At 64.1% G+C, this 26188-nt stretch carries 32 protein-coding genes and 1 tRNA gene; 14 read left to right on the plus strand and 19 right to left on the minus strand.

The window, feature by feature from the left end; genetic code table 11:
* The first annotated feature begins 62 nt into the window (after nucleotides 1-62).
* Nucleotides 63-365, plus strand: a complete 303-nt coding sequence (locus BRA1417_RS0101135; RefSeq protein ID WP_027514229.1) for a hypothetical protein — start codon at nucleotides 63-65, stop codon at nucleotides 363-365.
* A gap of 152 nt (nucleotides 366-517) precedes the next feature.
* Here BRA1417_RS0101135 and BRA1417_RS0101140 read toward each other — a convergent pair whose 3' ends face one another.
* Nucleotides 518-1732 carry a hypothetical protein gene (locus tag BRA1417_RS0101140; RefSeq protein WP_027514230.1) on the minus strand — a complete coding sequence of 405 codons (1215 nt, stop codon included), beginning with the start codon at nucleotides 1730-1732 and terminating at the stop codon, nucleotides 518-520.
* A 70-nt stretch (nucleotides 1733-1802) separates the two neighbouring features.
* Nucleotides 1803-2432 (minus strand): CoA pyrophosphatase, encoded by a 630-nt coding sequence (locus tag BRA1417_RS0101145; RefSeq protein WP_027514231.1) that lies wholly within the window; start codon nucleotides 2430-2432, stop codon nucleotides 1803-1805.
* 65 nt (nucleotides 2433-2497) lie between these two features.
* Here BRA1417_RS0101145 and BRA1417_RS0101150 point away from each other — a divergent pair, with 65 nt between their 5' ends.
* The 4 genes from BRA1417_RS0101150 to BRA1417_RS0101165 all read left to right on the plus strand — a co-directional run bounded on the left by BRA1417_RS0101150 (nucleotide 2498) and on the right by BRA1417_RS0101165 (nucleotide 6331).
* Entirely contained in the window at nucleotides 2498-2923 is a 426-nt protein-coding gene (locus BRA1417_RS0101150; RefSeq protein WP_027514232.1) for a PaaI family thioesterase, read from the plus strand.
* Between the two features lie 282 nt (nucleotides 2924-3205).
* On the plus strand, nucleotides 3206-4216 hold the full coding sequence (locus BRA1417_RS0101155; protein WP_027514233.1) for an aldo/keto reductase: 1011 nt from the start codon (nucleotides 3206-3208) through the stop codon (nucleotides 4214-4216).
* A 13-nt stretch (nucleotides 4217-4229) separates the two neighbouring features.
* Entirely contained in the window at nucleotides 4230-5543 is a 1314-nt protein-coding gene (locus BRA1417_RS0101160; RefSeq protein ID WP_027514234.1) for a tetratricopeptide repeat protein, read from the plus strand.
* 197 nt (nucleotides 5544-5740) lie between these two features.
* Nucleotides 5741-6331, plus strand: coding sequence for a hypothetical protein (locus BRA1417_RS0101165; protein WP_027514235.1), 591 nt, complete (start codon nucleotides 5741-5743; stop codon nucleotides 6329-6331).
* A 155-nt stretch (nucleotides 6332-6486) separates the two neighbouring features.
* Here the strand turns inward: BRA1417_RS0101165 and BRA1417_RS45240 are convergent, their stop codons facing one another.
* On the minus strand, nucleotides 6487-6849 hold the full coding sequence (locus tag BRA1417_RS45240; RefSeq protein WP_245286129.1) for a hypothetical protein: 363 nt from the start codon (nucleotides 6847-6849) through the stop codon (nucleotides 6487-6489).
* 36 nt (nucleotides 6850-6885) lie between these two features.
* Here BRA1417_RS45240 and BRA1417_RS0101170 point away from each other — a divergent pair, with 36 nt between their 5' ends.
* A complete protein-coding gene (locus BRA1417_RS0101170; RefSeq protein WP_245286130.1) occupies nucleotides 6886-8349 on the plus strand; it encodes a HAMP domain-containing sensor histidine kinase in 1464 nt (487 codons plus the stop codon).
* A gap of 35 nt (nucleotides 8350-8384) precedes the next feature.
* Here the strand turns inward: BRA1417_RS0101170 and BRA1417_RS0101175 are convergent, their stop codons facing one another.
* Nucleotides 8385-9944 (minus strand): oleate hydratase, encoded by a 1560-nt coding sequence (locus BRA1417_RS0101175; RefSeq protein ID WP_027514237.1) that lies wholly within the window; start codon nucleotides 9942-9944, stop codon nucleotides 8385-8387.
* Nucleotides 9945-10349: 405 nt separating this feature from the next.
* Between BRA1417_RS0101175 and BRA1417_RS0101185 the strand changes: the two genes are divergently transcribed.
* Nucleotides 10350-10670, plus strand: coding sequence for a hypothetical protein (locus tag BRA1417_RS0101185; protein WP_027514238.1), 321 nt, complete (start codon nucleotides 10350-10352; stop codon nucleotides 10668-10670).
* 58 nt (nucleotides 10671-10728) lie between these two features.
* Here the strand turns inward: BRA1417_RS0101185 and BRA1417_RS0101190 are convergent, their stop codons facing one another.
* The 5 genes from BRA1417_RS0101190 to BRA1417_RS0101210 all read right to left on the minus strand — a co-directional run bounded on the left by BRA1417_RS0101190 (nucleotide 10729) and on the right by BRA1417_RS0101210 (nucleotide 14326).
* A complete protein-coding gene (locus tag BRA1417_RS0101190; RefSeq protein ID WP_027514239.1) occupies nucleotides 10729-12000 on the minus strand; it encodes an NAD(P)/FAD-dependent oxidoreductase in 1272 nt (423 codons plus the stop codon).
* Nucleotides 12001-12010: 10 nt separating this feature from the next.
* Nucleotides 12011-12721: a dihydrofolate reductase family protein gene (locus BRA1417_RS0101195; protein ID WP_027514240.1), complete on the minus strand. Its 711-nt coding sequence runs from the start codon at nucleotides 12719-12721 to the stop codon at nucleotides 12011-12013.
* Nucleotides 12722-12740: 19 nt separating this feature from the next.
* Nucleotides 12741-13415, minus strand: a complete 675-nt coding sequence (locus BRA1417_RS0101200; protein ID WP_027514241.1) for an FABP family protein — start codon at nucleotides 13413-13415, stop codon at nucleotides 12741-12743.
* Nucleotides 13416-13548: 133 nt separating this feature from the next.
* Nucleotides 13549-13674 carry a hypothetical protein gene (locus tag BRA1417_RS45915; RefSeq protein ID WP_256379133.1) on the minus strand — a complete coding sequence of 42 codons (126 nt, stop codon included), beginning with the start codon at nucleotides 13672-13674 and terminating at the stop codon, nucleotides 13549-13551.
* A gap of 151 nt (nucleotides 13675-13825) precedes the next feature.
* Nucleotides 13826-14326: a hypothetical protein gene (locus BRA1417_RS0101210; RefSeq protein WP_027514242.1), complete on the minus strand. Its 501-nt coding sequence runs from the start codon at nucleotides 14324-14326 to the stop codon at nucleotides 13826-13828.
* A gap of 368 nt (nucleotides 14327-14694) precedes the next feature.
* Between BRA1417_RS0101210 and BRA1417_RS0101215 the strand changes: the two genes are divergently transcribed.
* The 4 genes from BRA1417_RS0101215 (at nucleotide 14695) to BRA1417_RS0101230 (ending at nucleotide 16871) form a co-directional block, all read left to right on the plus strand.
* Complete coding sequence (locus tag BRA1417_RS0101215; RefSeq protein ID WP_027514243.1) at nucleotides 14695-15240, plus strand: sigma-70 family RNA polymerase sigma factor; 546 nt, start codon at nucleotides 14695-14697, stop codon at nucleotides 15238-15240.
* Nucleotides 15237-15884, plus strand: a complete 648-nt coding sequence (locus BRA1417_RS0101220) for a ChrR family anti-sigma-E factor (protein ID WP_027514244.1) — start codon at nucleotides 15237-15239, stop codon at nucleotides 15882-15884. Before BRA1417_RS0101215 ends, BRA1417_RS0101220 begins: the two co-directional genes overlap by 4 nt.
* A gap of 79 nt (nucleotides 15885-15963) precedes the next feature.
* Nucleotides 15964-16548 (plus strand): RNA polymerase sigma factor, encoded by a 585-nt coding sequence (locus tag BRA1417_RS0101225; RefSeq protein ID WP_027514245.1) that lies wholly within the window; start codon nucleotides 15964-15966, stop codon nucleotides 16546-16548.
* A 101-nt stretch (nucleotides 16549-16649) separates the two neighbouring features.
* Nucleotides 16650-16871, plus strand: a complete 222-nt coding sequence (locus tag BRA1417_RS0101230) for a hypothetical protein (protein WP_156948515.1) — start codon at nucleotides 16650-16652, stop codon at nucleotides 16869-16871.
* Nucleotides 16872-16924: 53 nt separating this feature from the next.
* On the opposite strand, the gene BRA1417_RS0101235 is transcribed toward BRA1417_RS0101230, so the two are convergent.
* Nucleotides 16925-17500 carry a TspO/MBR family protein gene (locus BRA1417_RS0101235; protein WP_371259969.1) on the minus strand — a complete coding sequence of 192 codons (576 nt, stop codon included), beginning with the start codon at nucleotides 17498-17500 and terminating at the stop codon, nucleotides 16925-16927.
* Complete coding sequence (locus BRA1417_RS0101240) at nucleotides 17428-17829, minus strand: DUF2177 family protein (protein ID WP_027514248.1); 402 nt, start codon at nucleotides 17827-17829, stop codon at nucleotides 17428-17430. The genes BRA1417_RS0101235 and BRA1417_RS0101240 overlap by 73 nt, the downstream gene beginning before the upstream one ends.
* 320 nt (nucleotides 17830-18149) lie before the next feature.
* On the opposite strand from BRA1417_RS0101240, the gene BRA1417_RS0101245 reads away from it, so the two are divergent.
* The 3 genes from BRA1417_RS0101245 to BRA1417_RS0101255 are packed head-to-tail and all read left to right on the plus strand — an operon-like array spanning nucleotide 18150 to nucleotide 21477.
* Nucleotides 18150-19463, plus strand: coding sequence for an NAD(P)/FAD-dependent oxidoreductase (locus tag BRA1417_RS0101245; protein WP_027514249.1), 1314 nt, complete (start codon nucleotides 18150-18152; stop codon nucleotides 19461-19463).
* A 3-nt stretch (nucleotides 19464-19466) separates the two neighbouring features.
* Nucleotides 19467-20249 carry a DUF1365 domain-containing protein gene (locus BRA1417_RS39445; RefSeq protein ID WP_035968313.1) on the plus strand — a complete coding sequence of 261 codons (783 nt, stop codon included), beginning with the start codon at nucleotides 19467-19469 and terminating at the stop codon, nucleotides 20247-20249.
* 10 nt (nucleotides 20250-20259) lie between these two features.
* Entirely contained in the window at nucleotides 20260-21477 is a 1218-nt protein-coding gene (locus BRA1417_RS0101255) for a cyclopropane-fatty-acyl-phospholipid synthase family protein (RefSeq protein ID WP_027514250.1), read from the plus strand.
* Between the two features lie 31 nt (nucleotides 21478-21508).
* Here the strand turns inward: BRA1417_RS0101255 and BRA1417_RS0101260 are convergent, their stop codons facing one another.
* The 8 genes from BRA1417_RS0101260 to BRA1417_RS0101295 all read right to left on the minus strand — a co-directional run bounded on the left by BRA1417_RS0101260 (nucleotide 21509) and on the right by BRA1417_RS0101295 (nucleotide 26162).
* Nucleotides 21509-21757, minus strand: a complete 249-nt coding sequence (locus BRA1417_RS0101260) for a hypothetical protein (protein WP_027514251.1) — start codon at nucleotides 21755-21757, stop codon at nucleotides 21509-21511.
* A 167-nt stretch (nucleotides 21758-21924) separates the two neighbouring features.
* A tRNA-Phe gene (locus tag BRA1417_RS0101265) sits at nucleotides 21925-22000 on the minus strand.
* Between the two features lie 185 nt (nucleotides 22001-22185).
* A complete protein-coding gene (gene yacG / locus BRA1417_RS0101270) occupies nucleotides 22186-22368 on the minus strand; it encodes a DNA gyrase inhibitor YacG (RefSeq protein WP_027514252.1) in 183 nt (60 codons plus the stop codon).
* A gap of 155 nt (nucleotides 22369-22523) precedes the next feature.
* The gene (locus tag BRA1417_RS0101275; protein ID WP_027514253.1) at nucleotides 22524-23153 is read right to left on the minus strand and encodes a Maf-like protein; all 630 of its coding nucleotides are present in this window, start codon (nucleotides 23151-23153) and stop codon (nucleotides 22524-22526) included.
* 156 nt (nucleotides 23154-23309) lie between these two features.
* On the minus strand, nucleotides 23310-23777 hold the full coding sequence (locus tag BRA1417_RS0101280) for a low molecular weight phosphatase family protein (RefSeq protein WP_027514254.1): 468 nt from the start codon (nucleotides 23775-23777) through the stop codon (nucleotides 23310-23312).
* Nucleotides 23778-23782: 5 nt separating this feature from the next.
* A complete protein-coding gene (locus BRA1417_RS0101285) occupies nucleotides 23783-24280 on the minus strand; it encodes a UPF0262 family protein (protein WP_018453111.1) in 498 nt (165 codons plus the stop codon).
* Nucleotides 24277-25572, minus strand: a complete 1296-nt coding sequence (gene hisD, locus BRA1417_RS0101290; protein ID WP_027514255.1) for a histidinol dehydrogenase — start codon at nucleotides 25570-25572, stop codon at nucleotides 24277-24279. The genes BRA1417_RS0101285 and hisD overlap by 4 nt, the downstream gene beginning before the upstream one ends.
* A gap of 152 nt (nucleotides 25573-25724) precedes the next feature.
* Nucleotides 25725-26162 (minus strand): DUF2948 family protein, encoded by a 438-nt coding sequence (locus tag BRA1417_RS0101295; RefSeq protein WP_007615475.1) that lies wholly within the window; start codon nucleotides 26160-26162, stop codon nucleotides 25725-25727.
* Nucleotides 26163-26188: the final 26 nt, after the last annotated feature.

Below are 26188 nucleotides of genomic sequence, written 5' to 3' on the forward strand. Positions count from 1 at the left end.
TGACCCGGATGCATCGTTCGTGATTTGTTCAAGCCGGGCGCCTCGATGGGGAGGATAGGGTGATGGCAATTTCAACAAAGATCTTTCTGGTGACGGCCGTGCTCGGCGTGTTCGCTGCGCCCGCATTGGCGCAGACCGCTGCAACACCTTGGGAGCTCAAGCCCGACACCGGCTACGCCTATGACAAGGACGGCAAGACCTTTTCCTACAAGATGGGCACCAGCAATGCCGGTGAACTCCTGAAGGGCGCCAAGAAGGTGCCGAAGGGCACGCTGTTCTTCCTCGGCCACAACGGCCAGCTCTACATGCGCAGCGGCCCGTATCTGGAAGGCGACGGCAAGTTCAAGTTCGGGTCGGATCAGTAGGGCGAGGCTGGCGGACGACAGCGCCGCCGCGCCCTCGGTGTCATCGTCCGCGAAGGCGGACGATCCAGTATTCCAGAGATGGTAGTGCTTGAACGGAGACGCCGCGGCGTACTGGATGCCCCGCCTGCGCGTGACATGACAGCTACCGAGGACTAAAACGCGCCCGCCAGCTCCCGCGCGCCGGCATTGTTGCTGTTGCTGTCCATCCTCGTGTCCGTCACCGCCAGCAGCTTCGCCACCGTGTTGTGGCGGATCGCGACCGGGTTGCGCTCGTAGCCACCGCGCTGGAAGAAGTTCGAGGTCGGCACCTGCTCGCGCATCGCCTGCGGCATCGTCACCATGTCGAGGCCGGTGCCGTCGCCGGTGAGGTTCATCATCTCGAGCTCGGCCGCGCTGAGCGGGCGGCTATAACCCTTGGCGCGTGCGAACAGCACCGAGGTGAGCAGCTTGTGGGTCTGCAGCATCGGCCCGATGTCGATGTCGAGCACCATGGCATGCATGGCCCAGCCCTGCGCGGTGTTGCCGATCTTCTCGTGCTCCGACCAGGTGTCGGGCACCGATTTGGCATGCGCCACCATTTTCTTGAGCACAGTGAGCTTGTGCTCGAGCGACTGGCGCGCCGGGCCCGAGGTCCTCGCCACCTTGTCTGAAAGCGCGCGGATGAATTCATGGCCTTGCTCGGCCAGCAACTCGACGCTGTTGGTCGTCAGCAGCTGGTTGTAGCCCATCGCGGTCGAAATGGCGCGCTTGCCGCCATGCTCGATTCCCGCCTGCACGTCGTAACTGCCGGTGCCGCCGGTCTCGAACGCATAGACCCGCACCGCCTGCTCGCGCGTCAGCCCCGAGGCCAGCGCGTAGCGTGCATAGACGCGCTTGAATTCGACTTCGCTGGCCGGCCGCTGCGGCGTGAACTGGTAGAGTTCCTGCGCCGCACGCAGCAGATCGGCGACCACGGGGATCGGCTTTTTTGTCGGGCGGTCCGGGGTTTCCTCCGGCTCCGGATTCACCGGCCGTTTCGGCCCGTTATAGAGCGGCGGGTGCTCCAGCACGTAGTCGTCGAGCGTGATCTGCTGACCGCTGCGCCGCTTGGCGTTGCGACCTTTCCGCTTCTCGGAGATCTGACTCCAATAGGCGCCGGCTTCCTCGTCAAAGGCTGCGCGCGCCGCCTGATACTCCTGCAGCTTGCGACGATATTCGAGCACGGCGGGCGACCCGCCGCCTTGCGCAAAGAACTGCGACAACAGCTGGGCATTAGCATTGCGGACGGCCGGCGGCAGCGCGTCGGATTCGCCACCGCGCGCAACGGGCGCGAGCAGGACGAGCGCGAGTGGAACCAGTCTCACGGCATTTCGAATCGATTGATGCATGCTGCCCTCTTAGCAGGCATCCGGTAACCGTCACGTTAACACGTCGTTTACCTCGTTTTCGTCCCTCGCGTCACTTCCAGGCGAATACCGGCTGTTCCAGCTCGGTGACGCGGGTGTGCCGCCCCGCCAGTACCTCGCGGAACTGGTAGATCAGGGCCGCCGTCGGCGCGTGGATCAGGCTCGACTGATGATGAAAGCGGATCACACGGCGCGTGCTCTCGGGGATCACGACGAAATCGAAAGCGTCGGAGCGCTCGACCGTCGCAAGCGCGATGCGGTGGACGGAGGCGACCTCGTCCGGGTTTGGTTTGATCGCGGCACTATCGGCGGCCCAGACCACGACCGGCGTAATCAGATAGCCCGAGCGGGTCGGATAATCATCCAGCGTGCCGAGCACCTCCGCGCTGGTGAGGTGGAGGCCTAGCTCCTCGTCGAGTTCGCGCAGCGCCGCCTCGACCGGCGTCTCGCCGGCATCGCAGCGGCCGCCGGGCAAGGCCCATTGCCCGCGATGGGCGCGCAAATGAGATGCGCGTAGCGTGAGCAGCAACGCCGTGTCATCGCTCTCGCTGGCCGCAGTCAGCGCAACTGCCACCGCGGCGCGCTTCAACGCCGCCGGCGCTTCGTCCTCCGGCAGCCGCGTGAAGGCCGCGCAGGCGGCCGCGATATTCCGCCGTGTGGCATCGTCGAACGGTCTCATGATGCTTGACTACACCACGTCCGGCCCCGATGAAATGAGATCGCACGACCCGCTCAGGAATGGACGACATGACCAATAAGGCAGCCGCAAGGCTGAAAGCAGACGGCTGGACCATTCTGGAGACCACGGGCTTCATGCATCTGATCGGCCCCCTGTGGGAGCGCAAGGTCGACGGCCAATACGAATTCGCACTCGCAACCGAGGACAAGCACCACAATCGCCGCGGCATGGTCCAGGGCGGCGTGATGATGACCTTCGCGGACCGTACCTGCGGCATGACCGCCCGCTACGTCTCCGGCAAGGAGTTCATGGCGACGGTGCAGCTCGACACCCATTTCGTCGAAGCCGGCCAGATCGGCGATATCCTGATCTCCCGCCCGCGCGTGGTGCGCGCGACGCGCAGCCTGATCTTCATGAGCACCGAGGTCAGCGTGGACGGCCGCTGCTTGGTGATGGCTAATGGTGTGTTCAAGATTTTGAAGGGGCCGGGGTAGGAGCGATACCCACCGCTGTCATTCCCCGGGCAGGCGGGGAATCCAGTACACCGCGGCTTCTCGATTGAACTATAGCCCTCTCGGAATACTGGATCGCCCGGTCAAGCCGGGCGATGACAGTTGAGAGCGTAGGAAGCATCTCCGCCAACGTCGTCATTGCGAGCGCAGCGAAGCAATCCAGACTGCCGCCGCAGACGCATCTCTGGATTGCTTCGCTGCGCTCGCAATGACCGAGTGAGACGGTTATGCTGTCGCCCGAAGAAGCAGCTAAGGACGCGCCCCATGCAATACCGCCAACTCGGCCGCAGCGGCCTCAAGGTGTCGCCGATCTGTTTGGGCACGATGATGTTCGGCGGGCCGACCGATGAAGCCACCTCAAAGCGGATCATCGCGAAGGCGCACGAGGCCGGGATCAACTTCATCGACACCGCCGATGCCTATTCGAAGGGCGCATCCGAAGAGGTCGTGGGACGCGCGATCGGCAACAACCGTCACGCTTGGGTGCTCGCGACGAAACTTGCGAACCCCATGGGCGAGGATCCCAACCGTGTCGGCCTGTCGCGACGCTGGGTGTTGCAAGCGGCAGATGAGAGCCTGAAGCGGCTCTGCACCGACCGCATCGACATCTATTATCTGCACAAGGAAGACCATTCGACGCCCCTGGAGGAGACGGTGCGCGCGATGGGCGACCTGATCCGCGCCGGCAAGGTGCGCTATTTCGGCGTCTCGAACTACCGCGCTTGGCGCGTCGCCGAAATCTGCAACATCTGCGACCGGCTTGGGATCGACAGGCCCGCGGTGAGCCAGCCCTATTACAACGCCATGAATCGCATGCCCGAAGTCGAGCACTTCCCGGCCTGCTCCTATTACGGCCTCGGCATCGTGCCCTACAGCCCGCTCGCGCGTGGCGTCCTGACCGGCAAATACAAGCCCGACGCGGCTCCCGACAAGGAGACGCGCGCAGGCCGCAACGATACGCGCATGATGCAGACCGAATGGCGGTCGGAATCGCTCCAGCTGGCGCAGGAGATCAAGGCCCACGCCGAGAAAAAGGGCATCACCGCAGGCCAGTTCGCGGTCGCCTGGGTGCTGAACTCCGCTTTTGTCTCCTCGATCGTTGCCGGTCCGCGCACCGAGGAGCAATGGGACGGCTACACCGGCGCGCTCGACTATCGTTTCACTGCCGAGGACGAGGCGCTGATCGACAGACTGGTCGTGCCGGGTCATCCCTCGACGCCGGGCTACAACGACCCGGCCTATCCGATTGAAGGACGTCGCGCGCGGACGGCCTGAGCCGGAGACAAGAATGGCCCTCGAAGATCGCTACGGCCTGCCGCTATCTACCTCTTCGCCCGAGGCGGCATCCGCTTATGGCGAGGGTGTCGACCTCATGCTCGCGGGCTGGACCGGCACGGCGGAAACGCTGGAGCGCGCGATTGCGCTCGATCCGGATTTTGCGCTCCCCCAGATCGCCCGCGCCCGCGTGCATGCCTTCTATCAGCAAGGCGATCTGGCACGGCAGAAGGCAGCACTCGCGCGCGAGCTCGTGGCGAAACGCGGCACGGAACGCGAGCGCTCGCATGTCGAGACGCTGGCGCTCGCAATCGAGGGCCGGCTGCCCGAGGCGATCGCGGCGACGATGAAGCACGTCGAGGCCTGGCCGCGCGATGCATTGGTGCTGTCGCTGCCGCTCGGCGCGTTCGGCCTGTACGCGTTCTCCGGCATGGCCGATCACGACCGCGCACGACAGGAGCTGTGCGAGCGCGTCGCGCATCACTATGGCGAGGATTGGTGGTTCCTCACCATGTACGGCTGGGCGATGACCGAGAACGGCAATGTCAGTCGCGGGCGCGGCGTCACCGAGCGCGGCTTCGAGCTGCGCCGGCAGAATGCCCATGCCGCGCACGCCGTGCTGCATGCGATGTTCGAGGACGGTTCGATCGAGGCGGCCGACCGGCTCGTCGACGACTGGATCCCCTGTTACGACCGCGCCGGAATTTTGCACGGCCACATCCGCTGGCATCAGGCGCTCGGCGCGCTGGAGCATGGCGATGCCGCGCGGGCGCTCGCGATCTATGCCGATGTGCTGCAGCCGAAGGCCACACAAGCGCCGCCGCTCAATCTCGTCACCGACGGTGCGTCACTGCTCTGGCGCCTGTCGGCTTACGGCCACGCCGTGCCGAGAGCGCTCTGGCTCGAAGCCGATGCCACCGCGCAAGAATTGTTTCCGAAATCAAGCCTGTCCTTCGCCGATATTCACATGGCGCTGTTCGCGGCTGCGACGCAAAATCGCGAAGCGCTCGCCGCGCGTCTTGCCGCGATCGAGCAGCGGCTCGCCGACGGCAAGCTGCCGGCCGGTCCCGTGGTGCCGGCGGTCTGCCGCGCGCTGGCCGCCTTTGCGGACGAGGATTACGCGGCTTGCGTGCAAATGCTCGCGCCGGTCCTCGGCGAGGTCGTGCGTCTCGGCGGCAGCCACGCCCAGCGCGAGTTGATCGAGGACACTTTTGTCGTTGCCCTCATGCGCAGCGGCGAGCTGGCCCGCGCCCGCGCCCTGCTCGACGCGCGCCTGCACCGCCGCCCATCCTTGCGCGATGCGCGCTGGCAGGCGGCGATGGGGTAGCCCCGCCACGAAAAAAACACCGGCCGGGCGGCAAGTGCCGGCCGGGAATGGGTCGGGCGATCTGGGCGAATCGCCGTTGGGGTGGCGCGGTGGTATTTCAGACGGATTTGGCTGAGCAAACGGGATCGCAACCAATTTGCGGTTCGCTGGTTGTCGGACGGAACTTTTCCGTGGTTCCCTGGCATGTGAGCCTTCCGATGCGCCTCTGCCGATCCATCCTCGCTGTCGCCCTCGTCGCCACGTTCGTCCTCTTGACAAGCCCTTGTTTTGCCGAGTCTTCCGCGCCGATTCCCGTCAACAATCCACCCGGGCAGCAGAGCGCCTTTATCGACTTGCTGGCGCTGATGTCCGGCCACTGCAAGACGTTGAAGGTCGCCGGCCGCACCTTCGCCTGCAAGACGGTGGCCTACGCCCACGGCGACAGGGGCCGGGTCAATTTCACGGTCGCGGTCGACGATCCCGCCGACGAGAATCACGTCGTGTCGTTCTCCGGCGAGAACGGCAAGCGCGCCGACGACAACTCCTATGAGCTGCCGATCGACCGCATGCTGCTCAACTCCAAGGACCGCCCCAAGGTCGACGGACTGCCGGTGCCGGCCGAGCAGACCTCCACCGGCCTCTGCCGCCAGACCGGCAATTTCGCCGCCAAGAAGGTGACTGACGTCACCTGCTCCGCCACCGACAGCGAAGGCCGCCGCTACGAACTGCTGTTCGTTTCCGACGGCTCGCCCGTGAGCGTGCGTCGTATCAGGCAGTCGGCGCCGTCGATCCAGGATCCGTTCAAGTAGCGGTCCTTCTTCGCTCTGCATGCGGGCCAAGTGAACCGCCGCCTGCGCGGCACAGCCGGATCAAATCCTTTCATTGAAACTTCGGAACCGGCAGGTATGCTCGGATGCGACCTCATCGAGGAGGCGCCCGTTGCAAACACAGGCCAGGCACAGAGTCAGCAATGAGGATGGTCATCGCGATCAAACGGCTCCTGATCGCCTGCCTGTTCGCAACCCTGGCACATGAATGCCCTGCAGCCGACGGTCCGGGGCAGCGCTCGATCCTGGTGCTGGAAGACGCCGACTTTCGTTCGCCATTTTATTCGGAGATTTTTGCCGGTATCCGCACGGCTGCGAAGGAAAATGGAGAGATCCACACCGTGATCTACGGCGAAAGCCTCGATCTCGCCCGTTTCCCGGGACCGGACTACGAGGAGAGCCTGGTCGGTCATCTCAAGACCAAATACGCGCATCGGTCGATCGACGTCATCGTCTCGATCGGCGTCGCGTCGGCGAAATTCCTTCAGGGGCGCAAGCACGACATCTGGCCCGCCGCACCCGTGGTTTACGGCTTCGTGCCCGATCTGCCCGAGACGCGCGCGCTGTTCCTGCCCGGCACGACCGCAATCTTTGCCAAAGTGTCTCCGACGCAGATACTGACTGCGGCACGCGCGGTCGTTCCCGACTTGACTGGCGTCGTCCTCGTTGGCGATGCATGGAAAAATCCGCTGACATATGGCCACTGGAAGCAGGAATTCGCGGCCGCGATGCCGGATCTCGAGATTATCGATCTATCCGGCATGGTGCTGCGGGAAGTGCGCGAACGGGTCGGCTCCTTGCCCCCTCGCTCTGCAATCCTGACCTCGGCGATGTATTCCGACGGCGAAGGCACCCACTATTTGCCGGCTGCAGCGCTTGCCCGTGTCGCCGAGCGCGCGAACCGCCCGATCATCATCACTTCCGATACATTTCTCGGGCGGACGGGAGTCGGCGGCTTCCTGCTGCTGCCCGAAACCATCGGACGGGAAGCCGGCCAATTGGCAATGCGGATTCTCGGCGGCGAATCGCCGTCGAACATTCCGTCCGTTGCCGGGGACAACGTGAAGCCGATCTTCGACTGGAGACAGCTCAAGCTCTGGAATGTGGACGAAGCCCATCTGCCTCCGGGCAGCGAGGTGCGTTTCCGAGAACCGAGCTTCTGGGAGCAGTATTATTGGCGTGTCATGATCAGTGTCGGCGTGGTGCTGGTGCAGGCGACGATGATCGCCGTCCTCCTGCGCGAGCGCAGGCTGCGATTCCTGGCGGAGGTCGAGGCACGCCAGCGCATGTCGGAGCTTGCCCACATGAATCGCCTTGCGACCGCGGGCGAGATGTCTGCGACGATCGCGCATGAGCTGAGCCAGCCGCTCGCCGCCATTCTGATCAATGCTGAGACCGCCGAGCAGGTGTTGCAGACACAGGCACCTGACCTCGGCGTGATCAGGGAGATACTGGGTGACATTCGCCGAGACGACAAGCGCGCGAACGAGATCGTCGTTCAGGTGCGCTCATTTCTGAAGAGGGCCCGCACAGAGCGGATCGAGCTCGACCTCAACGCGGCGGTCAGCGATGTGTTTAGGTTCCTTTCCATTCAGGCCCTGACCTACGACGTTTCGCTCGCGACGGATCGATGGTCCTCGGATATTCGCGTAAGTGCCGACAAAGTGCAGCTCCAGCAGGCTATTCTGAACCTGGTCATGAATGCCATCGAAGCGGTGGCCGATCTGCCGGAGGATCGGCGACGCATCGTCGGTCGAACCAGCCTTGCGAACAATCAGGCCATGATCTCGATCGCAGATGCCGGCGACGGCATCCGCACAGAAAAGGTAACCGAAATCTTCAAGCCGTTTTTCACAACCAAGACGCGGGGGATGGGCATCGGCCTCTCGATTACGCGCACGATCATCGAGGCACATGGCGGGCGCATCTGGGCCGAGAACGCGCCGACGGGAGGCGCCGTCTTTCATATCAGCCTGCCGCTGGCTGTGGCACGGTCGTGAGTCGAGGCCCTCTGCCGTTCAAGTAGCTCCACCCGTCACATGAACGCCTTTTCCAGCGTCGCGAAGATCACCGCGAGCGATTTGTCGTGCCGCGTCACCGGCGGCACCGGGCGATCGATCTTCATCAGCTGATAGACCGCCATCTGGGCCGCGCGCACCGAATATTCGACGGTGAACACGACGTCATCGGGGATTTCGACGAACTGGCTGACGAAGGCGAGATTGACGGAATTCCTGGGCACCGGCAGCGGCCGGTCGGTCGCGGTGCGCGGCATGAACATGCTGGTGATATAGGGCATGCGGCAGGGAACGCAGATCGCATCCTCGAAGACGCCAGGGTCGAAGTTCAGGTGACCGCAAAGCTCCTTCAGGATGTCGGCGCCGCCGCAATCGGACATCGGCTTGGCCACGAAATTGCCGACGCGATCGGGATGCAGCGCATAGCCCCAGAACACCTGCACGTTGTTCGGCTGTCCGGCGAAATGCGGCTGGTGATACAGCACTACCGACATCAGCCAGTTGGAGTCCCTGAACGTGACGAGGCCGCCGGTGCCGGCCTTGTTGCCGGAGAACGCCTCCATCTTGTCGAAGAAGCGCGGATCGCGGCAGGTGACAGTGAATGACAGCCAATAGGATTCCGGGATCGACGCGTTGAACGCGGACGGCTTGCCGAATTCGGGACGCCCCTTCGCGATCTGTTCCCACAGCGCCCAACCCCGGCTGTCGGACTTGGTCAGGCGAGGAGCCGGCTCGGTCATCGAGCCCAGGCTCGAGGCATCGGTCATCGAGCCGTTCTGAAAGAACACGAGATCGCCGTCCTCGATCTGGACATTGGCGGTGCGGCCGTCGCGGTCGAGTACGAGCTGGCGCACCCGCAAGAGTCCGTCCTCGCTCTCGATCGCCATGTCGGTGACGGCAGTGCCGCGCACGAACTGAACGCCCTGCCCCTTGAGCCAGTCGGCAAGCGGCCGCACGATCGCGTCATACTGGTTGTAGACGGTGCGCTTGACGCCGGCGAGCGTCTCGATGCGGGGGAATTCGTTCATGAAGCGATGCAGATAGCGTTTCAGCTCGACCGCGCTGTGCCAGGGCTGGAAGGCGAAAGTGGTCTGCCACATGTACCAGAAATTGGATTCGAAGAATTTGGGCGACAGCCAGTCGGTGATGCGGCTGTTGCCGAGCGTCTCCTCCGAGGCCTCCGTGAGCCGCAGCAACTCGAGCCGGTCGCGCCCGGAAAATCCCATATGCGAGACATCGAGCTTGAAGCGGTTGCGATCGACCAGCCGCGCGCGCGAATGCGCAGGGTTCTCGGTGTTGAACGCGACGGTTTCCTCGCGCACGCTGAGGCCGGGATGTTCGAGCGAGGGAATGCTCGACAGCAGGTCCCAGGTGCATTCGTAGTGATCGGTCGTGAGCATGCGTCCGCCGCGCAGCGAATAAGCGCCGTTCGCGAGCAGCGCGCCGTCGAGGCTGCCGCCGACCAGCGGCTGCGCCTCGTAGATCACGATGTCCCGCCCCGGCAGCTGCGCGTCACGAACCAGGAACGCCGCGCCCGCGAGCGATCCAACGCCGCCACCGATGAAATACGCCTTCATGTCTTGCCTCGATCTGCAATTCGAATTGTCGCGGCGACATTGCATGGCGAGACACTGGCCGGAGTTGCGCTGGATCAAGCGCAACGCGCATGAGGATCACGTTGAGTTGAGCGATTGACTGATCAGCCCCGGCATGGCGTCCTTTCGCGACATCATCGAATCATGTCTTGACATTGCGGCCGTACCTCGGAGCGACCCATGATGCGCGACCGCCTGTGATTGCGTCATTCGCGGCAGAGTGATGGCGGAGTTGCGGTCGACGCCCGTGATGCGACAATAAATCTCACAGACGCACGCAGCCGCGCGAATCGAACGCGCTGAAACTGCGTCGTTTCGACGCCCGCACTGGCCGGAACGCGCGGGCTGACCATGTGTTGTCACACGACATTAAACTGGAGTGATGACATGAAGTATCTCTTTGTCGCGATGGCCGTCGGTGCTGCGGCGCTTGTCGGCGGATCCGCGGCGAACGCGGCCGATCATTCAAGCGCAAAACAGAACGCACCAACCGCCCAGTCAACCGATATCAGCGCGCAGCACAGGCACCACCATCACGGCCATCGCCATCACTGGCGTCCTCACCACCATCACGGCTATTATCGTCCGCACTACCGGAGCTACGGCTATTATCCGCGGCACCACGGGTACTACGGCGGCGGACCGTACGGATATTATGGCGGCGGCGGTCCCAGCGTGACGTTCGGCTTCGGCGGCAGCCGCTGGTAAGACGGTCGCCGGTAAGACGAAAGGCCCGCGAAATGCGGGCCTTTTTTTGCTCGTCAGCCTATCCCCGCAAGATCATCCCCGCCGTCTGCTGACCGCTCGCCAGCGCCGCTTCGACCGTGCCCATGTCGGCTCCGCGATAGAGCGCCTCGCCGGAGAACAGCACCGGCCCGTCGGCGCGCGCGAGGATCGTTTGCGCCTCGCGCGTTCGCGGCGTCGCCCAGGAATAGGCGCCGCGGGCGTAGGGATCGTGCGCCCAGTTTGTCGCAACGGCCGCGATGAGCTCGCGCGCGAGGTCCTCACGCGAGAGGCCGAAGACGGTCGCAAGCGAATCAAGCCCGGCGTCGATCAGCGCTTGCGGGTCGAGCTGCGCCAACGCTGCCGTGCGCGGGCCGCCGAACCATCCGGTCAGCACGAGATGCCGGTTCGGATATTGCGTCCACCACACCGGGATGGCCTGGTCGGTCAAAAGGAAGCTCATGTCCGCGAGCTCTTCCTTGCGCTCGCGCCACCATGGCCGCCTGAAGTGCAGCAGGATTTTTACTACGTTACCGAAGCCGATGTCGTCGGCAGACGCCGCCTTCACGCGCGCGCTCTCCGGGAGAGCGATCTCGCGCAGCAACGGCAACGGAACAGTGAGGATCACGCGATCGCAGCCATGTACCCCGCGGCCGACACAGCGAACGGCGAGCGCGCCGCCCTCCTCCTCGATCGCCGACACCACGCAGCCGAAGCGAAAAATCACGCCAAGCTTGCGGCACTCGGCCGTCAGGAACTCGATCATCGCACCATAGCCGCCCTTGACCCGCGCCTGCGGAGAGTGCCCGCCAGCCATCCATTCCTCGCGCAGCGCCAGCGTCGAAGCGCGCTCGGGATCGGCCGCATCATAGCCCTCGACCATTCGCTCGATCGCATGGCGCAGCCGCGCATGCTCATCGCCGGCAAAATGCCGGCGCAGGAAGTCGGCGACGGTGAGGTCGTCGTTCAATTCCCGAACCACGGCGTGCAGCTCAGCCTCATGCGGATCGTGGCGATCCTCGCGCACGATGTCTGCGCCGTCAAAGCCCCACCGCTCGCCTTCGATCTCCTGCAGGGATAGCCCGGCCTCCCGCAGCAGCGCGCGCGTGACCGGCGCCTCGCCGTGGACGAATTCGGCGCCACCATCGGCGGGGTAGCCGAATTCCGAAGCAGGCAGCGGATGGATGCGGCCGCCGCAGCGCTCGCGCGCCTCCAGGATCGTCACTGTCTTGCCCGCGCGCGCCAGCTCGCGCGCCGCCATCAGGCCGGCCGCGCCGGCACCGACGATGACGATATGCTCTGATGTTGCCGACATCTCGGTGCTGCTACTTGCCCACAGCCTGCGGATCGTTCTGGAACAGATAGCGCAGCAGCAGGACACCGCCGCCGAGATCCCGCGTGCTCTCCAGCGTCATCGCGCTCAGCGGTGCACGCCGATCGCCCTCGGCGTCCGTGGAATCGAACACGAAGGGAGCGCCCCTGGCGCCGTCGATCGCGGGACTGAGGACCAGATTGAACTCGTCGATCAGGCCGGCGCGCAGGAACGCGCCGTTGGCGACGCCGCCGCCCTCCACCAGCAGGCGCTTCACGCCGAGCTCGCGGTTGAGAATGTCCACTGTCAGTGCGAGGTCGATCTCGGACTTGCCGGCAAAGATATAGGAAACGCCCTCGCCGCGGAGCCCCGCGAGATGCGAATCCGAGACGCTCTCGGTCAGCACGACGACGATCGGATCGCCGCCGATATCGGAGCGGCCCCAGCCGATCTTGCCCTGTGCATCGAGCACGACGCCATAGGTTTTCGCGTCGCGCCGCGCGAACCAGTTTTCGCGCGGAAATTTCGCGTCCGTCGTCGCGGGATAGGGCTCGCCCTTGGCGAACTCCGAGCCGGTGACGCGGCCGATCACCCAGGCATCGCCGCCGAGCTCGTCATGGATCTTCTCGAACCAGTCCGTCCCTGCCCCCTTCGGGCGCCAGCGGCTCGGATGGGTGCGGCCGTCCAGACTCGAATGCATCAGACAGATGACGTAAGGCTTCATGCGTATCTCCGGGCCGCGCTCAGGCTGCCGGTTCATTGCCCTTCTCATTCCCCGTAGCGCGATCGTTCACGATCACCGCGAGGGGATTGAGCTTTGGCGGAGCGACGAGTTTCAGCGTGTTGGTGTCGCGATGGTTGAACGGTGCGCCGCGCACGAACAACTCGGTCTGGATCAGATAGGTCCAACTGCCGTCGTCGTTGAAGGTGATGTCGCAGCGGTAAGCATCGGTGCGGAACGCTTGTTCCAGAAAATCAGTCGAGCAGATCCCGTAGGCGGTGTCGCCGCGCTTGGCGGTGACGGAGATCTCCTTGTCGTCCGGCCCGGCCTTGCCCGACGCCAGCAGCACCTGCCCGCGCGGGATTGCCAGCGTCTGCATGATCAACCCGGTCGCGGGCTCCCACAACCAGTAGCCGACCTGGTCGTGGAAGGTGATGTCTTCCTCGGGGGTGTTGATGTGGATGTGATAGCGCAGCCCATAGAGCAGCTGCGGCCCATTGGCCTGGGGATCGATGGGGTCCATCCGGATGCGCTCGATGAAGGTCCGCCGCTCCGGCCCCTCCGCCTTTGGATTGATGTCGATACCCTTGTCGGCCTGCCAGACGCCGGCGAGACGGCGGAGCGGACCGAGATTGGCGAGGCCGTCGGGCGAGACGTCCTCGGGCTCGGTGAAGATATCGGCGGGAAGGGGCAGCATGGGTGTCCTCGCGTCATTGCGAGGCAGCCATAGCATGAGGGCGCGGGCGTGGCTCGTTCTGAAGCCTCACAATCGCGAATGGACATCCGCGCCACACGCAGACGATCCACGACGCGAAACGGAGCCAGGACGCTTAGTGGCGGTGGTCGCGGACCTCGGGGTGAGTCCGGTGGTCCCGAACGATGGTCGTCGCGTTCGAAGGTGTCACCACGTTCGCCAATGCGATCGCTGCGAGAGCCACGAGGATGTAGTTGCGCATCAGTCTTTCCCTTGCCAGGTGGATCACTGCGATCCACCTGACAACAGGCTAGACTGACCGGCTGGAATGATATGTGTCGTCAGTCACGCGCTGATCGTCGACACCCCCTGCGGCTTGCCTCGTGCAATCGGAGGAGAGGCCATCCGCGCTGCTACTTCAACGCAAGGCTGCTGCAATATGCCGACGTTTCGCCGCTCCGCCAACCCGTGACGCGTCCCGCTTCCTTGCACTCGTCGTAGGTCTTGTAGTTGCCGACGTTACGGCACGTGAACGAATAGACGCCACCCGAAACGTTGCAACCAACCCAGGGCTTGTCGGCCGCCTTGAAGCTCGATTGACAACCGCCGACGCAGCTGCCCGTGGCGGCGGCGAGCTTGGCAAGCTTCGCGGCGTCCGAGTTCGGCGCCAGTGACGCCGTCGAAGCGGCTGACGTGCGCGATGCGATACTGCGAGCTGTCGCGTGATGCGCCGGCCGGTGTGGCCGCGCCACATGCTTCGGCGCATCGACCGTGACGCCGGGAAGCTGGGTGTCGGCGGCGGTCGTGGTCGGCGTCGGTTGCGACATCGCGGTGCCGCCGAGGGCGCCGAGTAGCAGTGCAATCGATGAGATGGCGACAGCGGGACCCGTAACGAAGCGTGATGACAACGTCATGGCCATGTCCTCCCAGATGCGGGGACGGTCAATTCCGCCCCGAAGGCCAGGATATCACGCCTGATCCAGGTTGCATGGAGAGGAACTATGCAACTTGACACGGGCTGGCGACGCGCTCCGCATCGCGGGGGCAAGACGGTGCGGTCGGCCCGACCTGCGTGCGGACGGCCCCGGAACCTGTCGCAGCGATCATTCCGCAGTGATCCAGGACCTGTCCCCGTTCGTTTCCAGACCCACAGGTCGCTTGTCGAGGCGCTATGATCGCTGCTATCCGAGCTTTAGATGCGCCAATTCGGGCGAAGGCTGGTTTTCCCCGGAGGTTTGAAGCGCGGCTGTCGACTGGCACGAGCAAAGGGCCGAACACAAAGGTGGATTGGGCTGATCTGATCGGACGCGTCGCCTCGGCCGGAGACCGGGAGGCCTTCAAGCGCCTATTCGAGCATTTCGCGCCACGCATCAAGGGACTGATGCTGAAGGCCGGGTGCAGTTCGGACGAGGCAGAGGAGATTGCTCAAAATACCCTGATCGCCGTCTGGCGGAAGGCAGGCCAGTTCGATCCTGCGACGGCCGGGGCAGCGGCATGGATATTCACCATCGCGCGCAATTTGCGCATCGATTTTCTCCGCAGCAGAGCGCGGGCAGACCGCCTGCGGGGCACCTCTGAGCTTCCCGAGACGCCGGATCCCGCCGAACCCGCGGATGCCGTCATGTCCCGCGTGCAGGACGCGGCGCGGATCAATTCGGCGGTCAAGCAGCTCTCGATGGAGCAATCCATGGTGGTGAGGTTATCGTTCATCGAGGAGAGGCCGCACCCGGAAATCGCAAGCCTGCTCGGCATTCCGCTCGGAACGGTAAAGTCGCGGATCAGGCTGGCGATGAACCGCCTGAGAGACATATTGGACGAAGAAGCATGACGATCACCCATCATCCGCCGGAAGATCTTCTGGCCGACTTTGCGGCCGGCAGGTTGGAAGAAGCCCATCAATTGGTGGTGGGGGTGCATGTTGCGGGTTGCGCACGGTGCGGCCGGTTCGTGCAAGCCATCGAGCAACTGGGCGGCTTGGCGCTTGAAGATGTCGAGCCGGTGCCGGTTGCATCGGATTCGTTCGAGCAGGTGATGTCCCGCATTCACGAGGCTCCTGAAGGACGAGCGGCGCGGACTGCCGAGGTCGCTGGCGGCAGCGAGCAGGATGTTCCGGCGGCGCTGCGAAACTACCGCATCGGCAAGCGCAGGCGCATCGCTCCGGGTCTGAGCATGCGGCCGATCGAGTTGTCCGGATCGGGGACGGCGCGGGCATTTCTGCTTCGCTCCGCGCCGGGGAGCCGCATGCTCGAACACACGCACACCGGAACCGAACTGACCCTCGTGCTCGAGGGCAGCTTCAGCCACGAGGGCGGTCGGTTTGGTCCGGGTGATTTCGACTATGGCGACGATGAGGTCGACCATCGACCTGTGGTGGGCGACGAGGGCCCATGTGTTTGCCTGGTCGCAATGACTGGCAACCTGCGCATGAACGGCCTGCTCGGCAGGTTGATCGGGCCATTCGTGCGGCTTTGATCCGCTCGCCTCCTTCTTCCGCCGGGTGATCCGAACGCGATCCCGGAGCGTTTCGATGGAAACGCAAGGGAGACAGGTCATGGCCGGCTTAAGCCTGACAGGACAGGCGCAGAGCGAAACATTGCCCGAACTGCTGGCATGCGTTTCGGCGGGTGACACACGGGCCTTCGCAGCGCTGCATGTGCTGACGCGGAGCAGGCTGCGCAGGACTGCGCTCGCCGTCGGAACTCCGCCCCACGACATCGAGGACATTCTTCAGGAAGCCTATCTGAAGATCTGGCGCAACGCGGGTCGGTTCGACGGCGACCGGGCTTCGGCGATGACCTGGATGTCTGCCATCGCCCGGAATACCGCCATCGACCATCTGCGGGTCAGAAGACTGCCGACCTACGAGTTGGACGAGGCGCTGCTGGTTCCAACAATTGCTGATCAGCCGGCGAGCGACGATTTCGACTACGCCCGCGCCGAACCGATCGCACGCAGCGTGCTGGCTCGTTTGCCGGAAGACCGCCGCCGGCTGGTGGCGCTGGCTTATCTCGAGGGTGAGAGCCGCGCGAGCTTGTCACGGCGCTTCGGTGTGCCGGTCGGCACCATCAAGACCTGGCTGCACCGAACTCTTCTGGCGGTACGCAAGGACTGCCTTGCCGCATCGGCTGCAGCCTGAAGCAGGCGAGGGACCCGCGCGTGGCCGCAGAAATCATCGAATTCCCCAACCGTGGACACCAGGACCCGCTTGTGTCCTCCGTTGCGAGACTTGAGCAAATCGTGAGAGAGGTCGACGGTCTGGCGGCCAGCCAGCCCGCGGAAGGTCCCGATCATTTGCTCGCTGTCATGGAGCGCTTCGGCGATCGACTGGTCGATCTTGCGCACCTCGTGCTTGACGACGATGCCAAGCGGAGTGTCCAGATCGCATTCACGTCGCTCTCCGACAAGATCGCGACGACCCGAGAGGCCTTTGACGGGTGCGATGGAGCGACGGATCCCTGATTCGGCGCCACGCTCGTCCGTTCGACGCGTGAAGTCAGTTATGCGCGCCGATCTTAATTGAGGCGGAGCAGCGAGATGTTCAGCAAAGTCGCAAAACCCACCCAGCCGGCATAGAGAATGAAAAGCGCCGCTGCCAGCCGATCGTGCGCCCATTGACGCCAGACAAAGGCAAGGATCGCAGCAAACAGCGCAACAATGACGCCGAGCGCCACGTCCATGCGATGAAGCGAAAAGAAGATGGGAGACCATGCAAAATTCAGGATCATCTGCAGGCCCCATAATCTCATCGTCGTTCCCCGCGGCTCCGCTTCGAAGGTGCGGAAACCCGCCACGGCGATCATCAGGAACAGGGCCGTCCAGACCGGTGCGAACACCGCATCCGGCGGATTGAAGGATGGCTTGTTGAGCGCCGCGTACCACGCTCCCGGACGGTTCAGGACCCCGATCAGAATCCCCGCGGCAGGGACCAGAAACAGGAAAGCGGCGCATCGGTACCATCTGCCGCGCTTCCGGTCGCCATCGTGTCGCAGTGCTCCGTTGTGCGACCCATCCATGATCAGTGCGCCATCCTTTGAGCGACGAGAAATCCGGTCCAGGCGCTGACACCGGCGAGGAAGGATCCCCAGCACACGTCCGCAACAGTGAGTGCCGTCGACCAATTCCTCAGCGTGGCCTGGTTGGTCAGATCGTAGGTCGCATAAGTGAAGCAGCCCAGCATGACGCCGGACGTGAAGGCACGCAGAGCGCCGCCATCCTGCTGAGCCGGCAGCACCGCGAACCAGATCAGGCCGACGGGATAGGCCAGATAGAACACTGCGGCGGCGGCGAGGTCGGGCTGCGAGCGCAACATGTCGCCCAGCACCGGCCGGTAAAGTCTCTCGACCATGGTCTTGAGCCAGATCATGTCGAGGGCAACGAAGGTCGCAGCGACCGACAGATATGTGAAAAGCAGGCTCATGTCCGGTCTCCCTCCGGTGGTGTCGCAACCGGTTTGACAAAGGCAACGCCTGTAAACGACGTGAGCCCCTCGCTGGATCACGCTGCGCGCTCGTTCCGCCTGCCGCGCAACCCTGTCAGGCCCTTGAACCAGACTGTGCGGCGTCGGAGTTCCGATCATTCCGGCGCCTTCTTGGCGGCGAACGGGTGATCCACGCCGTCCGTTCGAACGTTTCCTCAGTGCGCGTGTGGCGGGTCAGCTATCTGAGCCGGGCGATGGACGACATTGGCCCGAAACCGGATGTTCCGGCCGCCGCTGGTGGTATTGGGGGGCGACAAAGCATGCGTTTGGCGGTGATCGGGACGGGAATTGCCGGCAATGCCGCCGCATGGCTCCTGTCCGAACGTCATGCCGTGACCGTCTACGAGCGCGAATTGCGACCGGGTGGACACAGTCATACAGTACGGGTTGACTACGATGGCGAAGAGATCGACGTCGACATCGGCTTCATCGTGTTCAACGAGCCGAACTACCCGGAATTGACGTCTCTGTTCGCGCACCTGGGTGTGAAGACCGAGGAGACATGCATGAGCTTCGCGATGTCGGCCGACCATGGCCGATTTGAGTGGCGGGGCGGCGGCGAGACCTTCCTGCAGGTCGCCTCCGGCCTGTTCGCCCAGCCGCGTAACCTCTTCTCCCCGCCGTATTTTCGCATGCTGGCCGAGGTCCGCCGCTTCAACAAGGAAAGCGTCTCCGACTTGCGGGCTGGCCGGCTCCAGAACCTCACACTCGGCGAGTATCTGCGCCAGGGAGCGTTCAGCCCGCGCCTGTTCAGCGATTATCTGGGACCGATGGGGGCCGCCATCTGGTCGTCGCCCTCAGCCGAGATCCTCGCCTTTCCTGCGGCAAACTTCGTCGCGTTTTTCGACAATCACCGGCTGTTGCATCTGGATCGGCCGCTCTGGCGGACCGTCCAGGGCGGCAGTAGGCGCTATGTCGAGAAGCTCACGGCCAGGTTCAAGGCGAGCATCCGGCTCGGCTGCGCGGTGACGTCGATCCATCGCACCGAGCACGGGGTGACGATCGGCGACAGTCACGGCAATCAGGATTCGTACGACGCTGTCGTGATGGCCTGTCACAGCGATCAGGCCCTGACGATGCTGTCGGATGCCGACCCACGCGAGAGATCCATTCTCGGCGCGATCCGTTACGCTCCAAACACCGCCTATCTGCACCGCGACCTCAACCTCATGCCGAAACGCCGCAATGCATGGGCATCCTGGAACTTCTTGCGCTGGCGACGCGAGACGCCTGCCCAGAACGACGTCGCGGTGACTTACTGGATGAACCGGCTGCAGGGCATCGAGGACAGCAAGCCGTTATTCGTCAGCCTCAATCCCCCTTTTGAGCCGGCGCCTCATCTCACTTTCGGCAAGTTCACTTTCGCGCATCCGCAATACAACGCGGGCGCGTTTGCCGCGCAGAGGAATCTCCCCGAAATCCAGGGACGCCGCCGCACCTGGTTTTGCGGCGCGTGGACCGGCTACGGATTCCATGAGGATGGCTTGCGCTCCGGCATCGCCGTTGCAGAGGCACTTGGCAGTGCGGTGCCGTGGCGGCAGTCCGGCGCGTTGCTGGCGCAGGCTGCTGAGTAAGACATGTTGCAACCGGGCGCCCCAGAACGAAAGGCGACGTCATCTGCAGCCGCGCTCTACCTGGGCCGGGTGATGCACGCCCGCATGCGGCCCGTGCACCACAGGTTCGCTTACCGGATCATGAATCTGCTCATCGACCTCGACCGGCTTGATGAAGCGGATCGCCAGTCTCGCCTGTTCGGCATCAATCGCGCGTCGGTCTTCAGCTTCCACGAATCCGATCACGGCAAGCGTGACGGCGCATCCTTGAGCAGCCATGTGCGGCGCCTGGCCGAACAACGCGACATCGATCTGTCGGGCGGGCGAATCCTGCTTTTGTGCTATCCGCGGCTCTTCGGTTACGTGTTCAATCCGCTTTCGATCTACTTCTGCTATGGCAGCAGCGGCAATCTTGCGCTGCTGATCTACGAGGTCCGCAACACTTTTGGCGAAATCCATTCCTACATCCTTCCGGTCGAGGATGCTGCTGCCGGCGGTGCCATACGACAATGCCAGGCGAAGGAGTTCTACGTCTCGCCATTCATGGAGATGCAAACGCAATATCGCTTCAGCATTGCCCCGCCCGATCAGCAAGTGAAGGTCAAAATCGTGCAGACCGATGAGCACGGTGCTATATTTACGGCCGCATTCTCCGGGCAACGTCGCCCGCTGACCAGCCGCTCGCTGTTGGCGACGCTCGTCACTCTGCCACTTCTCACCTTCAAGGTCGTCGCGGCCATCCATTGGGAAGCGATCCGGCTTTGGCTGAAAAATGTCCCTTACGTCCCCCGTCCGAACCAACGCTGAATGTGAAGCCATGGATCTCGCAGCCACTCACCAGACTGCTCGCTTCGATGACGTTCCCTTGCTCGCGCGGCTCGCGCTGCGGCTTGCCTCGCGGCTCAAGCTCGGCACCGTGGATGTTCGCCTTCCCGACGGCAGAACGGCGGTGTTGCGGGGAACGCATCCGGGGCCGTCGGCGATCATCGAACTCAACAGCTACGCCTTCGCGCGAAGCCTGGTGCTGGGCGGCGATATCGGCATGGCCGAGGCTTACGTTCGAGGCGATTGGAGCACACCGGATCTCTCCCAGCTGCTTTACGTGTTCTGTCTGAACGACGATCTGGTCGACAGCGCCTTCGCCGGCAATGCACTGGTCCGGCTTTGCCGGCGCGCGCTGCATCGGTTGCGTCGAAACACGCGACTGGGATCGCGGCTGAATATTCACGCCCACTATGATCTCGGCAATGCGTTCTTTGCGGCCTGGCTCGATCCGGGCATGACCTACTCGTCGGCCTTGTTCTCGCCCGATGCGACCGACCTGCTCGCCGCTCAACGGCACAAGTACGAACAACTGGCGAAAGCGATCGAACTGCGGCCCGGCCATACCCTGCTCGAGATCGGCTGCGGCTGGGGCGGCTTTGCCGAATATGCCGCCAAGACTTGCGGCGCTAAGGTCTTGGCGCTCACCATCAGCAAGGAGCAGCACGCATTCGCCAGCCGGCGAATCCACGAGGCCGGGCTCGGCGACAAGGTCGAAATCCGGTTGCAGGATTACCGCGATCAGGACGGACAGTTCGACCGTATCGCCTCGATCGAGATGATCGAGGCCGTCGGCGAGCCGTTCTGGCCGACATACTTCAATCAACTGCATCAACGGCTCAAGCCAGGCGGTCTTGCCGGCATCCAGGCGATCACCGTCCGCGACGAGCTCTTTGACAGCTACCGGCGCCGCGTGGACTTCATCCAGAGATACATTTTTCCGGGCGGGATGCTGCCTTCGCCGAATGTCCTGCGCTCGCTCGGCGAACGCGTGCAGATGCCTCTGATCCGCGAGCGGGTCTTTGGACAGGACTACGCCAAGACGCTCGCAGTCTGGCGAACGAGCTTCGGCCATGCCTGGACGGACCTGACCTCGCTCGGATTTGACGAGCCGTTCCGACGGCTGTGGGAATATTACCTCTGCTACTGCGAGGCAGGTTTCAGGGCCGAAAAGATCGACGTCCGGCAGCTGGTATTCGCGCGCCGAAGCTGACGTCGCTGACGTTTCTGATGTGAACGAACCCTCAAGCCGCTTCCGACGTTGATCGCGCACGCTGCTCGAGCACGCCGATCGTCGAGACCAAATTGTCGCGTCGCGCGCGAAGATTAAGCGCAAGAAGCGGGTATGACGGCTGAAGCGGGTCAAACACCCCTGCTCTCGCCTCTTCCTCGAGAATGTCTGTGTTCATGAGCCGAACGCGCCACCACAAATCGGCGACCAACGCATCGAGCCGGAGTTCGCCAGCAGCACCAGAACGGGACACTTCCTGCATCACTTGCCTCAACCTGAAACGGCCTCTCTTCCAGGCCAGACTTTGGTCCTGGCTGAGCAAGCAGAGTGCCAGCAATGGGCGGGCGCGATCTGGTTCCGGAATGGATTGCTGCGCGAGCCGGCTGGTCAAGGCTGGCGCTAGGGAAGTGTTGCCCGTGGAGAGCGGAATGGTGCCCAGGGGCGGAATCGAACCACCGACACTGCGATTTTCAGTCGCATGCTCTACCAACTGAGCTACCTGGGCGTGCTCCAAAGAGGGGCCAAAGCCCATCGAGCGGGCGGTTTATAGTGGGCTGAAGGCTGCCTGTCCACCCGGCTTCGCCAAGTGGCTTCGCCGGGCGCGGCCTGGCTGTGCACAAGGCGGGACGTGGCTTGGAGGAAACGGCGCGCGGCGGTGCATCGAGAATTTAAATAATTGATAGAACACGGTTATTCTTCCCCGTCTGCCTCGTCATCCCGGCCGGGAATGACATAGGAGCCTTTCAGCCAGCGGTTCAGATCGACGTCGCGGCAGCGTGAGGAGCAGAACGGGCGGGTGGCCTCGGACTGTGGCTTGCCGCAGATCGGGCAGGTTTTGGGGGGGCTTGCGGGCTTTTTCACCTGGTCGTCCATAGGGTGCCGAGCTTACACGCGGTGAGAGAGTTCAAGAGCCTGTCGCCAAAGGGGTTCCTCCGGCGGACGCGCAGGCGTCCCGGCCAGGTCCCGCGGGGCAATTCTACTGTGCATGGGGTTGTTTTCGAGATTTTTTGCAGGAGCAGCTTGTCGGCTCAGATGGCGGTGGCGTTGAGCCAGCCGAAGCGGATCGGGAAACCTTCGCCGCCAAGCAGCGTGGTGGTCTCGTAGAGCGGCAGACCGACGACGTTGGTGTAGGACCCCACCATCTTGACCACGAATGACCCGGCGATGCCCTGCACGGCGTAGCCGCCGGCTTTGCCGCGCCATTCGCCGGAGCCGATATAGGCCTGGATGTCGTCCTCCGAGAGGCGCTTGAAGCGGACGCGGGTCTCGACCAGGCGCTGGCGGAAGGCCTCGCGCGGCGTCACCACGGTGATGGCGGTGTAGACGCGGTGGTTGCGGCCCGACAGCAGCCGCAGGCACTGCGCGGCCTCGTCGACGAGATTGGCCTTGGGCAGGATGCGGCGGCCGACCGCCACCACCGTGTCGGCGGAGAGGATGAAGGCGCCGCGCAGCTCGTCGTCGAGCTGCACCGATTTGAGCGCCGCATCGGCCTTGGCCCGCGCCAGCCGATTGGCACAGGCGCGCGGCAGCTCGCCCCGCTTCGGCGTCTCGTCGACGTCGGCGGGCCGGAGCGCGTCCGGCTCGATGCCGGCCTGGTTGAGCAGCGACAGGCGCCGCGGCGAACCGGAGGCGAGAACGAATTTGGGGCGGCCGAGCATCAGGTGATTTGGGGAATGAAGCAGGGGGTGAATTGCGCGCGGAACCTATCGGACGGGGGCTGATTTCACAACCCGGGAACCCGGACTTTACTGATTCGACGGGTACGGGATGCGTGTGCCCGCAGTCTGTGACGCGGGTGTTACGGGCGCCGAATGCTACCCGTTTGGCGCGCCTACCTTCGAAAATCGCCGGCGGATGCGCAGCAGGAGCTGGTCGCAGACGTCGCGATAGGCAGCCAACTTCTGGTCGCGGCTGCCTTCCATGGTGGTGGGATCAAGCGTCGGCCAATACTCGACATCGGCGGCGAGCGTGCGGGTCAGCTCCAGCGCCTTGTGATGCGCCTCCGGCGAGAGCGTGATGATCAGGTCGAAATTGAGCCCCTCCCAGTCCTCCAGCTCCTCGAAGGTCTGCGGCTTGTGGGTGGAGATGTCCTGGCCGAGCTCGGCCATCACGGACACCGCGAACGGATCGAGCTCGCCGCGCCTCGCGCCGGCCGACCTCACATAGAGGCCCTGCGGAAACATGTGCCGCAGCAGGCTCTCTGCCATCGGCGAGCGCACGCTGTTCATGGCGCAAGCGAACAGCACCGATTGCGGATCGCGTGCGCGTGGCGGACCCGCCATCGCGCTTAACCCTTCCAGTGCAGAACAGTAATGAGCGTGAACAGCCGGCGCGAGGTCTCGAAATCGACCCGCACTTTGCCTTTCAAGCGCTCCTGCAGCGTACGCGATCCCTCGTCATGAATGCCGCGGCGGCCCATGTCGATGGCCTCGATCTTGTCCGGCGTCGCCGTGCGGATCGCCTGGTAGTAGCTGTCGCAGATCATGAAATAGTCCTTCACGATCCGCCGGAACGGCGTCAGCGACAACAGATGCGCGACCACGGGCGTGCCGTCCTCGCGGCGGATGTCGAACATCAGCCGGCTGCCGGTGATGCCGATATGGAGCGTGAACGGGCCCTTCCCGTCGGCGCCCTCCGGCGCGAACAGATTCTGCTCGATCAAATCGTAGATCGCGATCGCGCGCTCATGCTCGATGTCGGGCCCGGAACGGCCGATCGAGTCCTCGTCGAGCGTGACGCCGACGATGCGATTGGTCGAGTCGTCCTGTTCGGGCGGCTGGGTCATGACAAATTGAGGCGCAATCCAATCGAGCGCGAATGGGCATCTAGCCCCTCCGCCTTGCCGAGAATCATCGCGGCCGGACCCAGCGCACGCAGCTGATCCGGGCCGCATTTCAGGATCGAGGTGCGCTTGAGGAAATCGTGCACCGAAAGACCCGACGAGAATCGCGCCGAGCGCGCCGTCGGCAGCACGTGGTTGGAGCCGCCGACATAGTCGCCGATCGCCTCCGGCGTATGCGGCCCGAGGAACACGGCGCCAGCGTTGCGGATCCTTGCGGCGAGCGCGTCGGGATCTTGCGTCATGATCTCGAGATGCTCGGCGGCAATCGCATCTGCGAGCGGAATGGCGTCGTTGAGGTTCTTCACCACGATGATGGCGCCGAAATCGGCCCACGAGGCGCTGGCAATCGCGGCGCGCGGCAGCGTCTTCAACTGCGCCTCGACGGCCTTTTCGACATCGGCGGCAAGGCGCGCGGAATCGGTAATCAGGATCGACTGCGCGCTGGCATCATGCTCGGCCTGCGCCAGCAGGTCGGCGGCAATCCAGTCGGCATTGCCGGTGTCATCGGCGATGACAAGCACCTCCGAGGGACCGGCGATCATGTCGATGCCGACCTTGCCGAACACCAGCCGCTTTGCCGCGGCCACATAAGCGTTGCCGGGTCCGACGATCTTGGCGACGGGCGCGATCGTCGCGGTGCCATGCGCGAGCGCGGCAACCGCCTGCGCGCCGCCGACGCGGTAGATTTCGGTGACGCCGCCAAGCTTTGCTGCCGCCAGCACCAGCGGGTTGAGCTTGCCGTCGGGCGAGGGCACCACCATGACGAGACGGGTCACGCCGGCGACCTTTGCCGGCACCGCATTCATCAGCACCGAAGACGGATAGGCCGCGGTGCCGCCGGGCACGTAGAGGCCGGCGGATTCGATCGCGGTGTAGCGCCAGCCGAGTTCGACGCCGAGCGAATCGGTGAAACGCTCGTCCTTTGGCAGTTGGCGGCTGTGATAGGTCTCGATGCGATCGCGTGCGAGCTTGAGCGCATCCAGCGTCGCTGCATCGCAGGCTGTCACCGCGGCCTCGATCTCGGCGGCGGTGACGCGCAGGCCGGATGCATCCAGCGTCAACCGGTCGAACTTTGCCGTGGCCTCGAGCAGGGCGGCATCGCCCCGCTTCGCCACGTCGTCGACGATGGCACGCGCGGCCGCCTCGACATCGGCCGAGGCCTCGCGCTTGGCGGCGAGGAAGGCCCCGAATCGCTGGTCAAAATCGGCGCTGCTGCGGTCGAGACGAACGGGCATCTTGGCTTCTAACTGGTTTTTGGGGGCGCGGTTTGGCTCACCAGGCCCCTGCTCAATGGCGCGGCGGGGAAGCTGCGTCAACCCTTGGGCCGGGCCGTTCCCCTCCGGCGTCGTCCCGGCAAAAGCGGAATGCGTGGCCTTGGCATGCCACCTCACCCCTCCCCTTCAGCCTCCAACCCCGTCCCCAGCTGATCCGCCCCCAGATCCGTCAGCTCGCATTCAAGGCATTCGACGTCGAGGCGGATGGCGCCGCCTTGGGCAAACAGCAGCAGCGCGCTCCCGCCGGGGGCGTCCTGGCCGTGGAATTCGATGCCGACGAGGTCCAGGACAGTGTCCGGCGCGTCGAGGTCGATGTTGCGCGACTTGCAGGCGAGCACGCGGTCGAAACGGAGGGCGGCCACCAGCCTGCGCGGCTCGGCCTCGCCGTCCAGTGTCTGCTCCCAGTCCAACCGGCTCATGCCGACGACCAGCCGCTTTTCGCTTTGCCGCCAGATGATGTCCGAGGGCTGCACGCGGGCGTCCTGGACGTGGGCCGAGATCACGGAGAGGTCGTCGGCGTCAAGTGCGATCAGTTTGAGCTGGGGAGACATCGACGGCGCTTTCTGCTTCGGGCGGA

Origin of the sequence: Bradyrhizobium sp. WSM1417 (assembly GCF_000515415.1) — a bacterium.
GTDB lineage: Bacteria > Pseudomonadota > Alphaproteobacteria > Rhizobiales > Xanthobacteraceae > Bradyrhizobium.

Coding starts and splice junctions, on each gene's coding strand:
- BRA1417_RS0101245 (WP_027514249.1), top strand. CDS start 18,150: ATGCGTTTGGCGGTGATCGGGACGGGAATTGCCGGCAATGCCGCCGCA.
- BRA1417_RS0101140 (WP_027514230.1), bottom strand. CDS start 1,732: ATGCATCAATCGATTCGAAATGCCGTGAGACTGGTTCCACTCGCGCTC.
- BRA1417_RS0101210 (WP_027514242.1), bottom strand. CDS start 14,326: ATGACGTTGTCATCACGCTTCGTTACGGGTCCCGCTGTCGCCATCTCA.
- BRA1417_RS0101190 (WP_027514239.1), bottom strand. CDS start 12,000: ATGTCGGCAACATCAGAGCATATCGTCATCGTCGGTGCCGGCGCGGCC.
- BRA1417_RS0101240 (WP_027514248.1), bottom strand. CDS start 17,829: ATGAGCCTGCTTTTCACATATCTGTCGGTCGCTGCGACCTTCGTTGCC.
- BRA1417_RS0101255 (WP_027514250.1), top strand. CDS start 20,260: ATGGATCTCGCAGCCACTCACCAGACTGCTCGCTTCGATGACGTTCCC.
- BRA1417_RS45915 (WP_256379133.1), bottom strand. CDS start 13,674: ATGCGCAACTACATCCTCGTGGCTCTCGCAGCGATCGCATTGGCGAAC.
- BRA1417_RS0101160 (WP_027514234.1), top strand. CDS start 4,230: ATGGCCCTCGAAGATCGCTACGGCCTGCCGCTATCTACCTCTTCGCCC.
- BRA1417_RS0101220 (WP_027514244.1), top strand. CDS start 15,237: ATGACGATCACCCATCATCCGCCGGAAGATCTTCTGGCCGACTTTGCG.
- BRA1417_RS0101295 (WP_007615475.1), bottom strand. CDS start 26,162: ATGTCTCCCCAGCTCAAACTGATCGCACTTGACGCCGACGACCTCTCC.
- BRA1417_RS0101275 (WP_027514253.1), bottom strand. CDS start 23,153: ATGCTCGGCCGCCCCAAATTCGTTCTCGCCTCCGGTTCGCCGCGGCGC.
- yacG (WP_027514252.1), bottom strand. CDS start 22,368: ATGGACGACCAGGTGAAAAAGCCCGCAAGCCCCCCCAAAACCTGCCCG.
- BRA1417_RS0101155 (WP_027514233.1), top strand. CDS start 3,206: ATGCAATACCGCCAACTCGGCCGCAGCGGCCTCAAGGTGTCGCCGATC.
- BRA1417_RS0101135 (WP_027514229.1), top strand. CDS start 63: ATGGCAATTTCAACAAAGATCTTTCTGGTGACGGCCGTGCTCGGCGTG.
- BRA1417_RS0101175 (WP_027514237.1), bottom strand. CDS start 9,944: ATGAAGGCGTATTTCATCGGTGGCGGCGTTGGATCGCTCGCGGGCGCG.
- BRA1417_RS0101260 (WP_027514251.1), bottom strand. CDS start 21,757: ATGCAGGAAGTGTCCCGTTCTGGTGCTGCTGGCGAACTCCGGCTCGAT.
- BRA1417_RS0101165 (WP_027514235.1), top strand. CDS start 5,741: ATGCGCCTCTGCCGATCCATCCTCGCTGTCGCCCTCGTCGCCACGTTC.
- BRA1417_RS0101280 (WP_027514254.1), bottom strand. CDS start 23,777: ATGGCGGGTCCGCCACGCGCACGCGATCCGCAATCGGTGCTGTTCGCT.
- BRA1417_RS0101195 (WP_027514240.1), bottom strand. CDS start 12,721: ATGAAGCCTTACGTCATCTGTCTGATGCATTCGAGTCTGGACGGCCGC.
- BRA1417_RS0101225 (WP_027514245.1), top strand. CDS start 15,964: ATGGCCGGCTTAAGCCTGACAGGACAGGCGCAGAGCGAAACATTGCCC.
- BRA1417_RS0101285 (WP_018453111.1), bottom strand. CDS start 24,280: ATGACCCAGCCGCCCGAACAGGACGACTCGACCAATCGCATCGTCGGC.
- BRA1417_RS0101150 (WP_027514232.1), top strand. CDS start 2,498: ATGACCAATAAGGCAGCCGCAAGGCTGAAAGCAGACGGCTGGACCATT.
- BRA1417_RS39445 (WP_035968313.1), top strand. CDS start 19,467: ATGTTGCAACCGGGCGCCCCAGAACGAAAGGCGACGTCATCTGCAGCC.
- BRA1417_RS0101185 (WP_027514238.1), top strand. CDS start 10,350: ATGAAGTATCTCTTTGTCGCGATGGCCGTCGGTGCTGCGGCGCTTGTC.
- hisD (WP_027514255.1), bottom strand. CDS start 25,572: ATGCCCGTTCGTCTCGACCGCAGCAGCGCCGATTTTGACCAGCGATTC.
- BRA1417_RS0101200 (WP_027514241.1), bottom strand. CDS start 13,415: ATGCTGCCCCTTCCCGCCGATATCTTCACCGAGCCCGAGGACGTCTCG.